Below are 13,809 nucleotides of genomic sequence, written 5' to 3' on the forward strand. Positions count from 1 at the left end.
CCCGGCAACTTCATCACTGGATGGCGTTTACCGCCGCAGTCCAGGCCTGATTAAATGCCTGATGCTGCGAGGCCAACGGCCCAATCAATGTGTTGTACTGACTTGCCTGTTGCGAAGTCGGGAACTGAATACCATTCGCCACAAAGCTAACCTGCGTATCCTGCTGCGCGACAAAGTCACCCACCTGGACCAACTGCTGAGTGAAGATCTGTGCGGCTGGGATCAGCGGCTGTAACGCGTCTGCTGGCGTCGTCACCACTTTCTTATACACCTGATCAAACACCGGCTTCAGGTCATCGGTCTGTTTCAGTGCGCCATGCGCCGCATCCGCCTGTAGTTTCGCATTTTGCAGTTGCTGGCCCAGTACGCCGAGAGAACCGTTCAGGTCACGTAGCGGCCCACGTTGTGTCACATAATCCTGTGGCACACGGATGGCGTTAACGCTATCAACGACCGGACGCAACGCGGAATCCATCGCCTGATTCACCTGCTGCGAGTAGCCATACAGAATGGCGTAATCAGAAACAAACGGGCCGAACTGTTTTTTCTGATCGGCAGTCAGGGTGGGTAGACGCTCGCCGCTACGCATCACCGTATTCTGTAGAAAATCGACAAATGCCTTACGCTGATCGCCTTCTTTATCAAAACACCCACTCAGGCTAACTACCATTAATAACGCCGCAAGAGGCGCAAACCAGCGAGAGCAGGACTTACCTGTCGCCATTTTAATACTCCTTTCACCCAAAAATGCGCACAACGCAACACGCGTGCCTTACGGCTTACAAGGATAGTCCAGGTCAGGCTCGCAGGATACCCCTTACGCGTAATCTTGTGGCGGAAATTCGCATGGCGGAACGACGATCGTTGATTTGTTGCTTTATTGTTAATCGCATCACATTTACCGCCTCTGCCGCGGGGGTATTACCATGAAGTAGTCCTATGATTTTAATAGAGTTTCATCGTTAGCAAAGCCAGTGCAGGGGCAATTCGTACGATTATCGCACGTTTACCACGGCAGGATGATTGCCGAACAAGGACTTCGATGTTTTGATTAGTTGAACGATTACCGAATAAACGTTCGATAATCGCACAATTAATCCAAACGCTAGCGGTGGAGAAAATAAAAACGCCCTCTGTCCCCCGCGTTGCTTTCGCAGGAATGACCGCATGACAAACAGAACAACTGATATTCAAGCGTTTATTAACGAGCATCCCTTTTCAAAATACCAGTGGATGATCCTCGTGCTGTGTTTTGTGACCGTCGCGATGGACGGGTTCGATACCGCGATTATTGGGTTCATCGCCTCCGATCTCGTTCAGGAGTGGGGGGTTGAAAAATCCGCACTCGGCCCGGTCATGAGCGCGGCGCTGGTTGGTCTCGCCGTGGGAGCGCTCACTGCGGGTCCACTGGCCGATCGTATCGGTCGCAAAAAAGTCCTGATCATGTCGATTCTGGTGTTTGGCGGCTTCAGCCTGCTCACCGCCTTTGCCGGCACGCTGAACCAACTGACGGCACTGCGCTTTTTAACCGGTCTGGGCCTGGGGGCGGCGATGCCCAATGCCGCAACCCTGATGAGTGAATATGCGCCTGAACGCCGCCGTGCGCTGCTGGTGAATCTGATGTTCGTCGGATTCCCGATTGGGTCGTCGATGGGCGGGTTTATTTCCGCGTGGTTAATTCCGCATTACGGCTGGCAAAGCGTGCTGATCCTCGGCGGCGTGATGCCGTTGGCGCTGGCGGTGGTGCTGATCTTCCTGCTGCCAGAATCCGCCCGTTATCTGGTCGTAAAGAACAAATCACAACAGCAGATAGGCACCATTCTGCGCCGTATCGCCCCGCTGCCGGAAGCAACGCACTTTGTCCTGCGTGAAACCGGCCAGATTAAAGAGAAATCGGCACTGGGCGTCATCTTCTCGCCGCGTTACGCGCTGGGCACGGTGATGCTGTGTCTGACCTACTTTATGGGATTGCTGATCTTCTATCTGCTGACCAGTTGGCTACCGCTGCTGATCCGTGAAACGGGGGCCACGCTGAGTCAGGCGTCCATCATAACCGCCCTGTTCCCGCTGGGCGGCGGGATTGGCGTCCTGGTGCTGGGTGCGCTGATGGACAAACTCAACCCGAACAAAGTGGTCGCGGTCGGTTGGTTGCTGACCGGGGTGTTCGTCTGCCTGGTAGGGTTCTCCACCAGCAGCCTGGTGCTCATGGGAGTGATGGTCTTTATCGCCGGGACGATCATGAATGGCGCACAATCGTCCATGCCCGCGCTGGCGGCAGGTTTTTACCCCACGCAGGGCCGTGCGACCGGCGTGGCATGGATGTTAGGTCTGGGCCGTTTTGGTGGCATTCTCGGTGCGTTTAGCGGTGCCTTCCTGATGCAGGCACAGCTCGCGTTTGAAACCATCTTCACATTCCTTGCGATTCCGGCACTGGTTTCTGCATTTGCCTTAATGGTGAAATACTGGGCTGGTAAACGCCAGCTCTCTACTTCCTCAACACTGGCAGAATCGCCGACTCACGCCGCGCAAAAAGCCTGATCTCCCCTTCCTGGCAGGTAACAACCTGCCAGGAAATAGTCAGATTTTCGTAATCTTTACAATTCTCTCTGTCACGCGTGATATAGCGCCCGTTATCAGATCTTTAGCAGGCTACTCATCCGCCTTCCCCTCGTCGCTGAAACGAGTCTTTCTCTCCCCTGAAAATGTGACGCCCTCCATACTTTCTCTTTTGCGACTATTCTTAACTGGCTTCGATGAAATTCACGATCCCGCAGTGTGATTTAGAGGAGTTCTCAATGGAATCTAAAGATCCTATGTTTGAGCTGCTGAGCAGCCTGGAACAAATTGTTTTTAAAGAAGAATCATCAAGAATCACCCTGACAAATAAGCCAAGCCCCTTTAGCGAAGTTGAACAGCTACGACGAGGGAGTGGACTTAAAACAGATGATTTCGCCAGAGCGTTAGGCGTAACGGTTGCACTGGTACAGGAGTGGGAATCAAAACGCGTTAAACCCTCCAGTACGGAATTGAAGCTGATGCGCCTGATACAGGCTAACCCGGCATTGAGTAAGCAGTTGATGGAGTAGTCGACAATGATTAATGAACGGTCCTGATACAGGGCCGTTTTCTGACCACTTAACCCACCAGGAGCAAAATAACAGTTGCATCAACTGGCGTTACATGAGTTAATGCGTCCCACGGTTTGACGTACAGACCATTAAAGCAGTTTAGTAAGGTAGTCCCCTTCAAGAGTTATCGTTGATACCCCTCGTAGTGCGCATTTCCTTAACGCTTAAAAAATCTGTAGAGCACGCCATATCGCCGAAAGGCACACTTATTTTTTAAAAGGTAATACACTATGTCCGGTAAAATGACTGGTATCGTAAAATGGTTCAACGCTGACAAAGGTTTCGGCTTCATCACTCCTGACGATGGCTCTAAAGACGTGTTCGTACACTTCTCTGCTATCCAGAACGAAGGCTACAAATCTCTGGATGAAGGTCAGAAAGTTTCCTTCACCATCGAAAGCGGCGCTAAAGGCCCGGCAGCTGGTAACGTAACCAGCCTGTAAGCTTACATAAGCTCAGAATTCAAGATCCCTGCCAGACGGCGGGGATTTTTTTTATCTCTCTCCCACCTTTTGCCATCCCCATTCCCCTTCTTTGCATTACTTTACCTGTCCAGGCTTTGACCTTTCCCTAAGGGTAAGCTTTATAGTAAAAACCTTGTTTTACACATGGAATTGACACTATGTCCAGACTCCCTTTGTTCCTTACGTTAGGTTTACTCGCCAGCAGCACCGCATTTGCTGCATCACCAGAAGCCGCGTTCCTTGCCGAACATGGTCTTGCCGGTAAGTCAGTCGAACAGATCGTGGATACCATCGATCAAACGCCGCAGTCCCGTCCGCTACCGTATTCGGCTTCCATCACCAGTACCGAGTTAAAACTCGCCTCTGATGGGCAGATGTATACCCTGCCGCTGGGCGAAAAGTTCTATCTCTCCTTTGCGCCTTACCAACAACAGACGCACCCGTGCTTTAACCACAGCCTTTCCGGCTGTCAGGGTGAAATGCCGGATACCACGTTCAACGTTAAAGTGACGGATAAGAAAGGCGATGTGTTGATTCAGAAACCCATCAAAAGCTATCAGAACGGGTTTATCGGCGTCTGGTTGCCGCGCAACATCGAAGGGACAATAGAAGTGAGCTACAACGGCAAAACGGCGTCACACGCGATTGCCACGAAGGATGACAGCCAGACCTGTCTGACGGAACTGCAGTTGCAGTAAGCGCGCAGACAGCGCTGCCCAAACTGAACCCATAAAAAAACCTGCCCAACGGCAGGTTTTTATTGCTGGCACTACGCTTATTGCAGCAGCGAAATATCCGCCACGCGCAGGAACAGCTCGCGCAGTTTTTCAAGCATCGAGAGACGGTTAATACGCAGGTCTTTATCCTCGACGTTCACCATCACTTTTTCGAAGAATAAATCAACCGGCTCACGGAGTTCAGCCAGTTCCACCAGCGCGTCCTGGTAACGACCTTCGGCAAAGTACGGTTCAAGCTTGTCACGCAGCACGACAACCTGCATCGCCAGCGCGATCTCTTCCGGCTCTTTCAGCGTCGCGGCGTTAACACGCTCGTTCAGCGTCTCATCAGACTTCGCCAGAATGTTGGAAACACGCTTATTGGCAGCCGCCAGCGCAGAGGCCGCTTCCAGAGTGCGGAAGTGGGAGACCGCCTTCATACGCGCATCGAAATCTGCCGGGCGAGTCGGACGACGCGCCAGTACCGCCTGGATGGTATCCACCGTGTAGCCTTCATCCTGATACCAGGCGCGGAAGCGGCCGAGCATGAAGTCGATGACGTCATCAACGACGTTAGCGTTGGTCAGCTTGTCACCGTACAGACGCACCGCTTCTTCGGTCAGCGTCTGCAGGTCGAGGTTCAGGTTCTTCTCAACGATAATGCGCAGCACACCCAGCGCAGCACGACGCAGGGCGAACGGGTCTTTGTCCCCTTTCGGGTGCTGACCGATACCGAAGATACCCGCCAGGGTATCCATCTTGTCCGCAATCGCCAGTGCGCAGGCAACCGGGTTAGACGGCAGGTCATCACCGGCAAAGCGCGGCTGATACTGTTCGTTCAGGGCAACAGCGACATCTTCCGCTTCACCATCGTGGCGGGCGTAGTGCATGCCCATCACGCCCTGGGTGTCGGTGAACTCGAAGACCATGTTGGTCATCAGGTCACACTTCGACAGCAGGCCCGCGCGGGTAGCATGGTTAACGTCTGCGCCTATCTGACCAGCAATCCAGCCCGCCAGCGCCTGAATACGATCGGTCTTGTCGCGCAACGTACCCAGTTGCTGCTGGAACAGCACGGTTTGCAGACGCGGCAGATTGTCTTCCAGACGTTTTTTACGGTCGGTATTAAAGAAGAACTCGGCATCCGCCAGACGCGGGCGCACCACCTTCTCGTTACCGGAGATGATTTGCTGTGGATCTTTCGATTCGATATTCGCAACGAAGATAAAGTTCGGCAGCAATTTGCCGTCGTTGGCGTAGACCGGGAAGTACTTCTGGTCACCTTTCATGGTGTACACCAGCGCTTCAGAAGGTACCGCGAGGAATTTCTCTTCGAATTTCGCCGTCAGTACGACGGGCCATTCCACCAGCGAAGTCACTTCTTCCAGCAGACTTTCGCTCAGATCGGCATTCCCGCCAATGGTGCGCGCCGCGTCTTCCGCATCCGCTTTGATTTTGGCTTTACGCTGTTCGTAGTCGGCAATGACCTTACCGCGCTCCAGCAGGATCTGCGGATACTGGTCGGCATTGTCGATGGTAAATTCCGGCTCGCCCATAAAGCGATGGCCGCGAATGACGCGATCGGACTGGATACCCAAAATGGTTGCCGGAATGACTTTGTCGCCCAGCAGCAGGGTGACGGTGTGTACCGGACGCACGAAGTGCACGTCGCTCGCTCCCCAGCGCATCAGTTTCGGGATCGGCAGTTTCGCCAGCGACGTGGCTACCATGTTCGGCAGCAGTGCTTCGGCGCTTTCGCCTTTCACGAGCGCACGATACAGCAGCCATTCGCCTTTATCAGTCGTCAGGCGCTCGGCCTGATCAACGGTAATGCCACAACCCCGAGCCCAGCCTTCTGCTGCTTTGCTCGGTTTGCCTTCGGCATCAAATGCCTGGGCAATCGCCGGACCGCGTTTTTCAACTTCGCGATCGGGCTGGGATTCTGCCAGATTAGCGATTTTCAGCGCCAGACGACGCGGCGCCGCAAACCATTCGACTTGACCGTGTGCGATGCCGGCGTTGTCCAGCTCCGCAGTCACATTCGCAGCAAAAGATTCCGCCAGGCTGCGCAGGGCTTTTGGTGGCAGCTCTTCAGTGCCGATTTCCACCAGGAAAGTTTTCTCAGACATGGCCGCCTCTTATTTGTCTTTATTGCACATCGGGAAGCCGAGGGCTTCACGGGACGCGTAGTAAGCTTCTGCCACCGCTTTTGTCAGGGTACGAATACGCAGAATGTAGCGCTGACGTTCAGTGACGGAGATGGCCTTACGCGCATCCAGCAGGTTGAAGCTATGGGCGGCCTTCAGAATACGCTCGTAGGCAGGCAGCGGCAGTGGGGTTTCCAGCGCCAGCAGTTGCTGCGCTTCTTTCTCGTACTGCTCAAAGCAGGTGAACAGGAAGTCCACATCCGCGTATTCGAAGTTGTAGGTGGATTGCTCCACTTCGTTCTGATGGAACACGTCGCCGTAAGTGGTTTTACCCAACGGGCCGTCGCTCCAGACCAGGTCGTAAACGCTGTCTACGCCCTGAATGTACATCGCCAGACGTTCCAGACCATAGGTGATTTCACCGGTGATCGGCTTACATTCCAGTCCGCCAACCTGCTGGAAGTAAGTGAACTGCGTCACTTCCATCCCGTTCAGCCACACTTCCCAGCCCAGACCCCAGGCACCCAGCGTTGGGTTTTCCCAGTTATCTTCCACGAACCGAATGTCGTGAATGGTGGGGTCCATGCCCAGCTCTTTCAGCGACCCGAGATACAGCTCCTGGATGTTGTCCGGAGAGGGCTTAATCACCACCTGGAACTGATAGTAGTGCTGTAAACGGTTTGGGTTTTCGCCGTAGCGTCCATCAGTGGGACGACGAGAAGGTTGCACATACGCGGTTGCCATCGGTTCTGGCCCCAACGCGCGCAGGCTGGTCATCGGGTGCGAGGTACCTGCGCCCACTTCCATGTCCAAAGGTTGAACAATGGTGCAGCCCTGGCGAGCCCAGTAATCCTGTAATGTCAGGATCAGGCCCTGGAAGGTCTTGGTATCAAACTTTTGCATAGTATTTCGTGCTGGATACGTGTGGTTTTAAAAGGAAGGGATCAGTATACCCGCTGACTGCAAGATATACAGTACGAAACGGGAAAAAGGCAGGACTCAGCGCATGGAAAGATGTAAAAACTGCCCATCCGCGTCAAAAGAGCAGACAAAACTCTCTTTACGGAAGGTAGCACCGCGCATCTCATAACTCCCCTGAAATTGTTCAAAGCCCGTGACATCAATTTTCTGCGTGCCGGTGTTATAGCGCCGCGCGGCCTGATCCTTGCACAACGCTTCCATATCCAGCGTGCGCGTGGGGCTGACTTTCGCTTTCTGCGCCTTTTGCATCGGCGGTTGTTGAGAGGTTGTACATCCTGCCAGCAGAAGCATCACCATTGCTGGAAAGAAAGATTTCATCATCATTTTATTACCGCCTAATTTACTGATCAGTCTTATTATTATTACGTTCGGTGTGGCAGACGCATTTTGCGAATCTCATCGGACCATCACAAGCTTTAGTGTAAAAACTCAGATTAATCCAGCGAGACAGGCTGACAAAATGTGAGTCAGAGCATTTTTGAAACGAAAACAGAGGAACTGATGCAGCCCAAAATTTTCTGGATTGATAACCTGCGAGGGATCGCCTGTCTGATGGTGGTGATGATTCACACCACAACCTGGTACATTACAAATGCACAGAGCGTCAGTTCCGTTAACTGGGATCTTGCCAACATACTGAATTCGGCATCCCGCGTCAGCGTACCGCTGTTTTTTATGATTTCGGGCTATCTCTTTTTTGGCGAGCGCAGCGCGCAATCGCGCCATTTTTTACGCATCGCGCTGTGCCTGCTGTTCTACAGCGCCGTCGCCCTGCTCTACATCACGCTATTTACCTCGATTAACGCCGGACTCTCCTTAAAAAACCTGCTGCAAAAGCCGGTGTTTTATCACCTGTGGTTTTTCTTCGCGATTGCCGTAATCTACCTGGTCTCACCGCTGATTCAGGTAAAAAACGTCAGCGGCAAAATGCTGCTGGTGCTGATGGTGGTCATTGGCATTCTCGCCAACCCAAACACCGTGTCGCAAAAAGTGGGCGGGTTCGAGTGGCTCCCCATTAATTTGTATATCAACGGCGATACCTTTTACTACATTCTGTACGGAATGCTGGGGCGCGCCATTGGCATGATGGAGACGCAAAAAAGTGCGCTTTCCTGGCTAAGCGCGGGGCTTTTCGTGGTTGCGGTGTGGGTTATATCTCGTGGGACGCTGCATGAATTGCAGTGGCGCGGTAATTTTGCCGATACCTGGTATCTCTATTGCGGGCCGATGGTTTTTATCTGCGCCGTCACACTGCTTACTCTGGTCAAAAACACGCTGAACACACAAACCGTCCCTGGCCTGGGATTGATCTCCCGCCATTCGCTCGGCATTTATGGTTTTCATGCGCTCATTATTCATGCGTTACGCACTGGCGGACTGGACATCAAACGCTGGCCACCGCTGGATATACTGTGGATCTTTAGCGCCACCCTCGCAGGCAGTTTACTGCTTTCAATGCTGTTACAACGACTCGATACGCGCAGACTGGTCAGTTGACGTTGAAATGCCCGGTCTTTTGAACCGGGCATTGGGGGAAATTAGACCGAACGCCGTTTCAGGCGGCGAAGCAGATAGCAGACCAGACAGCACCACAGCAATGTGATCTCCTTTTATTTAACCCGAACCACGCGTACGAATCCCTGCAAACTCACGCACAGCGCCACGAGATAGACTGCCCGTTCACTCAGCGAAAGCGGCGCATTGATAATCCCAACCAGAAATAAGCCAAGCGTAATCAGCGCCACCATTTGACATGTGGAGACAAAGCGGTCGTCGAGTTGCTCGCGCATAGCCTCACGCAGATAAACGTACGTAACAAACATTGCGGTCACCAGGATACTGAGAAAATAGCCCTTTCCGCTCAGTGACGGACATGCCATCCATAAGCCGATAACGTAAGTCGATATGCCGGAAATGAGCAACAACCATGAAATCAACGTTGAGCTTTTCACTGAGTCCCCTTATCCAATAGGGGATCAGAGTAGGGACAACCCCGTAAAGACAACAACGAAAAATAGTGTCAGCAGGAGAATTCAGAATTCATTCATGCGATTAATCTATTATTTTGATTTTCTTATCGATTAGATAAATCCCTCCTGCGACCAGGAGGGATTCAGGCTCAGGACATGAGTGGAAGTAATTGCTGATAAAGACGACGGAAGATTTCGCGGCGCTGTTGATAAACGCTATGACGTTGCGCATCGGGCATATGCGTCTGCTCAAGCGAGAGTTGTGGCAACAGTTCCACTAACGATCTCTCCGGGTTCATCGCTATTTGCGCCAGACGGGCGGCGCCCAGCGCCGGCCCCACGTCGCCACCGGTGCGATAATCCAGTTGCAGACCGCTGATATCCGCCAGCATCTGCCGCCAGTACGCGCTGCGTGCACCACCGCCGATCAGCGTGATGCTACGCGGCTTAACGCCACAGGCGTGTACCACGTCCATCCCGTCAGCCAACGCATAGCCCACCCCTTCCAGCACCGCGCGCGCCAGTTCAGCAGGCCCATGCTGATGGGTCAGACCAAAGAAAACGCCTTTCGCCTGAGGATTGTTATGCGGCGTACGCTCACCTGAAAGGTACGGCAGAAACCAGATGGGGTCTGCGGCATCATCAGCCTGCTGCGCCGCATCAATCAGCGCCGGCACCGTCACCAGACCGGTTAACGTCGCCGCCCAGTCCAGACAGGAGGCCGCACTTAACATCACCGACATCAGATGCCAGCGCTCAGGCAACGCATGGCAAAAACTGTGTACCGCGCTTTCGGGCTTGCTCAGGAAACCGTCGCTAACGGCAAAATAGACGCCGGACGTCCCCAGAGACAGCATGGCCTGATCGGCGTTGAACATTCCCACGCCCACCGCACCTGCGGCATTGTCGCCACCGCCCGCAACAACAGAAACCGCAGGCATATCCCACGCCATTGCGACATCAGGCAGCAACCTGCCGGTAATCTCACTCCCTTCGAATAGCGCGGGCATATGGTCACGAGTCAGGCCACAGGCATTCAGCATCACGTCACTCCAGTCACGTTTTTCCACATCCAGCCACATCGTTCCCGCGGCATCAGACATGTCGCTGGCAAACTCACCCGTCATGCGTAAACGCAGATAATCTTTTGGCAGCAGCACTTTCGCTACCTGGCGGAAAACCGCAGGCTCGTGACGCTGTACCCACAGCAGCTTCGGTGCTGTGAATCCAGGCATCATCAGGTTACCGGTGATAGCCCGCGACTGCGGCACCATTGACTCCAGCAACGCGCACTCCTCGCCACAGCGTCCGTCATTCCACAGAATGGCCGGTCGCAGTACCTGCTGCTGGCTGTCGAGCAACGTCGCGCCGTGCATCTGCCCGGCAATCCCCAGCGCTTTTACTTTGCTTAATGAATGCTGTTTGCCCAGCGCCTTCAGGGCGCGGTCCGTCGCCAGCCACCACTGTTCGGGATCTTGTTCCGACCAGAGCGGATGAGGACGGGAGACAGTGAGTTTTTCCGTTTGCGATGCGACCACCTCGCCTTGCTCATTGAGCAAAATCGCTTTCACGCCCGAGGTGCCAAGATCGATCCCGATATACATAAAGTGGGTTCCTTAAACTGAAAATGCCCGGTGACACAATGCTCACCGGGCCTGTAAAAAACAACCGACCGGGAAAGCACTGCGTCACCCGGTGACGTCGATTACTTATCGAACAGGTAATGATTCACCAGGTTTTCCAACTGCTCCTGATGGCCGCTCTGATGTACCGGTGCCAGGTTGTGCTGTTCAGCATAATGCGCCAGTTCGCTTAGCGACATCTGTCCTTTCAGGATCTGCTGACCCAGTTCGCTACTCCAGCCGGCATAACGCTTCGCGACGCGCTTATCCAGTTCGCCACCCTCAATCATGCGTGCCGCGATTTTCAGCGACAGTGCCATCGTGTCCATCGCGCCGATGTGGCCATAAAACAGATCGTACTTATCTGTACTCTGACGGCGCACTTTGGCGTCAAAATTCAGACCACCGGTGGTGAAACCGCCCGCTTTGAGAATTTCATACATCACCAGCGCGTTCTCTTCTACGCTGTTCGGGAACTGGTCGGTATCCCAGCCCAGCTGTGCGTCCCCCCGGTTGGCATCCACAGAGCCGAACAGACCCAGCGCAATTGCCGTCGCGATTTCGTGGTGGAATGAGTGGCCCGCCAGCGTCGCGTGGTTAGCCTCGATATTCAGTTTGATCTCTTTTTCCAGACCGAACTGCTTGAGGAAGCCGTAAACGGTCGACGCATCGTAGTCATACTGATGCTTGGTCGGTTCCTGTGGTTTCGGCTCGATCAACAGCGTGCCCTGGAATCCCGTTTTGTGTTTGTGCTCAACCACCATCTGCATGAAGCGGCCAATTTGCTCACGCTCCTGACGCAGGTCGGTATTGAGCAAGGTTTCGTATCCTTCACGTCCCCCCCACAGCACATAGTTTTCACCGCCCAGTTTGTGCGTGGCATCCATCGCTGTCACCACCTGAGTGGCCGCCCAACTGAAGACTTCCGGATCCGGGTTCGTGGCCGCCCCGGCGCCATAACGTGGGTTGGTGAAACAGTTTGCCGTGCCCCATAGCAGCTTCACGCCGCTCTGTTCTTGCTTCTCAGCCAGCACATCCACCATTTGAGCAAAGTTATTTTTGTACTCTTTTAGCGACGCGCCTTCCGGCGAAACATCAACATCGTGGAAGCAGTAGAACGGAACATGCAGCTTGTGGAAGAACTCAAACGCGACATCAGCTTTACGTTTCGCCAGCGCCAGCGCATCGCCCGGTTGCTGCCACGGACGATTAAACGCCCCAACACCAAACATATCAGCCCCGTTCCAGCAGAAGGTGTGCCAATAGCAGGCCGCAAAACGCAGATGATCTTCCATCCGTTTGCCCAGAACGATCTCATCAGGATTGTAATGACGGAATGCTAACGGATTAGTGGATTGGGAACCTTCATAACGAACGCGATCGAGTTGGTCAAAATATGCCTGCATAATGAACTCCATAATCAGGAAATACGGCGGTGATAGGTCATGCCGTAATATTGGTCACTCTATTCCCGTTGCTCAATTATGTTATTTCACACTGCTATTGAGAGAATTCACAAGTGTGCGCCACCTCGCAAAATAAAAATATCCATTTGCAAAAAATGGGTACTCTGCTGGCATAAATGCAACATCCAGTCCCCACGGTAAAAAGTAAGATCCTGGTCATAATTCAGGAAATAAACCAAATTTCGTAACCGCAAGATAAAAATCTGTAATTGTCTTCCCCGTATGAATTGCTAAATTCTGCAACGTCTTATGCTGTGATTGTTACTTTTATTGTTGCTCCCTCTAACAAAAGGCATCACGATTATGAAGATGAAGAATCTCTTACTCACTGTCTGCACCTCCCTTTTGCTTACCAGCGTGGCGGGACATGCCAAAGAAATTAAAATCGGCATGGCGATTGATGACCTGCGCCTCGAGCGCTGGCAGAAAGATCGCGATATTTTCGTCAGCAAAGCCGAATCGCTTGGCGCTAAAGTCTTTGTGCAATCCGCGAACGGGAATGAAGAAACCCAGATGTCGCAGATTGAAAATATGATCAACCGAGGGGTGGATGTCCTCGTTATTATTCCTTATAACGGACAAGTATTAAGTAACGTGGTTAAAGAGGCGAAACAGGAAGGTATTAAAGTTTTAGCTTATGACCGCATGATCAATGACGCTGACATTGATTTCTATATTTCATTTGATAACGAAAAAGTGGGTGAGTTACAGGCTCAGGCATTAGTTGAGCGCGTCCCTCAGGGAAATTATTTTCTGATGGGCGGTTCGCCGGTCGATAATAATGCCAAACTCTTCCGCGCCGGGCAGATGAAAGTCTTAAAACCGTATATCGATTCCGGAAAAATAAAGGTGGTGGGCGATCAATGGGTTGACGGTTGGCTGCCGGAAAATGCGCTGAAAATAATGGAAAACGCCTTAACCGCGAACAATAACAACATTGACGCGGTTGTCGCCTCCAATGACGCAACGGCAGGCGGGGCGGTTCAGGCGCTCAGTGCGCAGGGGCTTTCAGGGAAAGTGGCGATTTCAGGTCAGGACGCCGACCTTGCGGGTATCAAACGCATTGTCGCAGGAACACAAACCATGACCGTCTATAAGCCGATTACGCTGCTGGCCAATACCGCCGCCGAAATCGCCGTAGAACTGGGTAACGGACAGCAACCTAAAGCCGACGCTACGTTAAATAACGGTCTGAAAGATGTCCCTTCCCGCTTATTGACGCCGATTGACGTTAACAAAAACAACATCAATGAGACCGTGATTAAAGACGGATTCCATAAGCAGAGCGAACTGTAAGCGCAGCGCCCCGGCAACC

General features: G+C 53.0%; 13 protein-coding genes. 6 read left to right on the top strand and 7 right to left on the bottom strand.

Annotation, left to right across the window (positions count from 1 at the left end):
- Window positions 1-13: 13 nt before the first annotated feature.
- The gene (locus GBC03_03455; protein ID QFS69330.1) at window positions 14-724 is read right to left on the bottom strand and encodes a DUF3053 family protein; all 711 of its coding nucleotides are present in this window, start codon (window positions 722-724) and stop codon (window positions 14-16) included.
- 443 nt (window positions 725-1,167) lie between these two features.
- Between GBC03_03455 and GBC03_03460 the strand changes: the two genes are divergently transcribed.
- The 4 genes from GBC03_03460 to GBC03_03475 all read left to right on the top strand — a co-directional run bounded on the left by GBC03_03460 (window position 1,168) and on the right by GBC03_03475 (window position 4,290).
- A complete protein-coding gene (locus GBC03_03460) occupies window positions 1,168-2,538 on the top strand; it encodes an aromatic acid/H+ symport family MFS transporter (GenBank protein ID QFS69331.1) in 1,371 nt (456 codons plus the stop codon).
- Between the two features lie 257 nt (window positions 2,539-2,795).
- Entirely contained in the window at window positions 2,796-3,086 is a 291-nt protein-coding gene (locus GBC03_03465; GenBank protein ID QFS69332.1) for an HTH-type transcriptional regulator, read from the top strand.
- A gap of 272 nt (window positions 3,087-3,358) precedes the next feature.
- Window positions 3,359-3,571 carry an RNA chaperone/antiterminator CspA gene (cspA, locus tag GBC03_03470; GenBank protein QFS69333.1) on the top strand — a complete coding sequence of 71 codons (213 nt, stop codon included), beginning with the start codon at window positions 3,359-3,361 and terminating at the stop codon, window positions 3,569-3,571.
- A gap of 179 nt (window positions 3,572-3,750) precedes the next feature.
- Window positions 3,751-4,290 carry a hypothetical protein gene (locus tag GBC03_03475; protein QFS69334.1) on the top strand — a complete coding sequence of 180 codons (540 nt, stop codon included), beginning with the start codon at window positions 3,751-3,753 and terminating at the stop codon, window positions 4,288-4,290.
- 77 nt (window positions 4,291-4,367) lie between these two features.
- On the opposite strand, the gene glyS is transcribed toward GBC03_03475, so the two are convergent.
- The 3 genes from glyS to GBC03_03490 form a co-directional block, all read right to left on the bottom strand.
- Entirely contained in the window at window positions 4,368-6,437 is a 2,070-nt protein-coding gene (gene glyS / locus GBC03_03480) for a glycine--tRNA ligase subunit beta (protein QFS69335.1), read from the bottom strand.
- Between the two features lie 9 nt (window positions 6,438-6,446).
- A complete protein-coding gene (gene glyQ, locus GBC03_03485) occupies window positions 6,447-7,358 on the bottom strand; it encodes a glycine--tRNA ligase subunit alpha (protein QFS69336.1) in 912 nt (303 codons plus the stop codon).
- A 96-nt stretch (window positions 7,359-7,454) separates the two neighbouring features.
- Window positions 7,455-7,760 (bottom strand): hypothetical protein, encoded by a 306-nt coding sequence (locus GBC03_03490; protein ID QFS69337.1) that lies wholly within the window; start codon window positions 7,758-7,760, stop codon window positions 7,455-7,457.
- A gap of 177 nt (window positions 7,761-7,937) precedes the next feature.
- Between GBC03_03490 and GBC03_03495 the strand changes: the two genes are divergently transcribed.
- The gene (locus GBC03_03495) at window positions 7,938-8,933 is read left to right on the top strand and encodes an acyltransferase family protein (protein ID QFS69338.1); all 996 of its coding nucleotides are present in this window, start codon (window positions 7,938-7,940) and stop codon (window positions 8,931-8,933) included.
- 113 nt (window positions 8,934-9,046) lie between these two features.
- On the opposite strand, the gene GBC03_03500 is transcribed toward GBC03_03495, so the two are convergent.
- The 3 genes from GBC03_03500 to xylA all read right to left on the bottom strand — a co-directional run bounded on the left by GBC03_03500 (window position 9,047) and on the right by xylA (window position 12,434).
- Complete coding sequence (locus tag GBC03_03500; protein QFS69339.1) at window positions 9,047-9,388, bottom strand: hypothetical protein; 342 nt, start codon at window positions 9,386-9,388, stop codon at window positions 9,047-9,049.
- Window positions 9,389-9,555: 167 nt separating this feature from the next.
- On the bottom strand, window positions 9,556-11,010 hold the full coding sequence (gene xylB, locus GBC03_03505) for a xylulokinase (protein ID QFS69340.1): 1,455 nt from the start codon (window positions 11,008-11,010) through the stop codon (window positions 9,556-9,558).
- A gap of 101 nt (window positions 11,011-11,111) precedes the next feature.
- Window positions 11,112-12,434 carry a xylose isomerase gene (gene xylA, locus GBC03_03510; GenBank protein ID QFS69341.1) on the bottom strand — a complete coding sequence of 441 codons (1,323 nt, stop codon included), beginning with the start codon at window positions 12,432-12,434 and terminating at the stop codon, window positions 11,112-11,114.
- Window positions 12,435-12,797: 363 nt separating this feature from the next.
- Here xylA and xylF point away from each other — a divergent pair, with 363 nt between their 5' ends.
- Complete coding sequence (gene xylF / locus GBC03_03515; protein QFS69342.1) at window positions 12,798-13,790, top strand: D-xylose ABC transporter substrate-binding protein; 993 nt, start codon at window positions 12,798-12,800, stop codon at window positions 13,788-13,790.
- Window positions 13,791-13,809 lie beyond the last annotated feature (19 nt).

This window comes from Citrobacter telavivensis, assembly GCA_009363175.1.
In the GTDB taxonomy this organism is placed as follows: domain Bacteria; phylum Pseudomonadota; class Gammaproteobacteria; order Enterobacterales; family Enterobacteriaceae; genus Citrobacter_A; species Citrobacter_A telavivensis.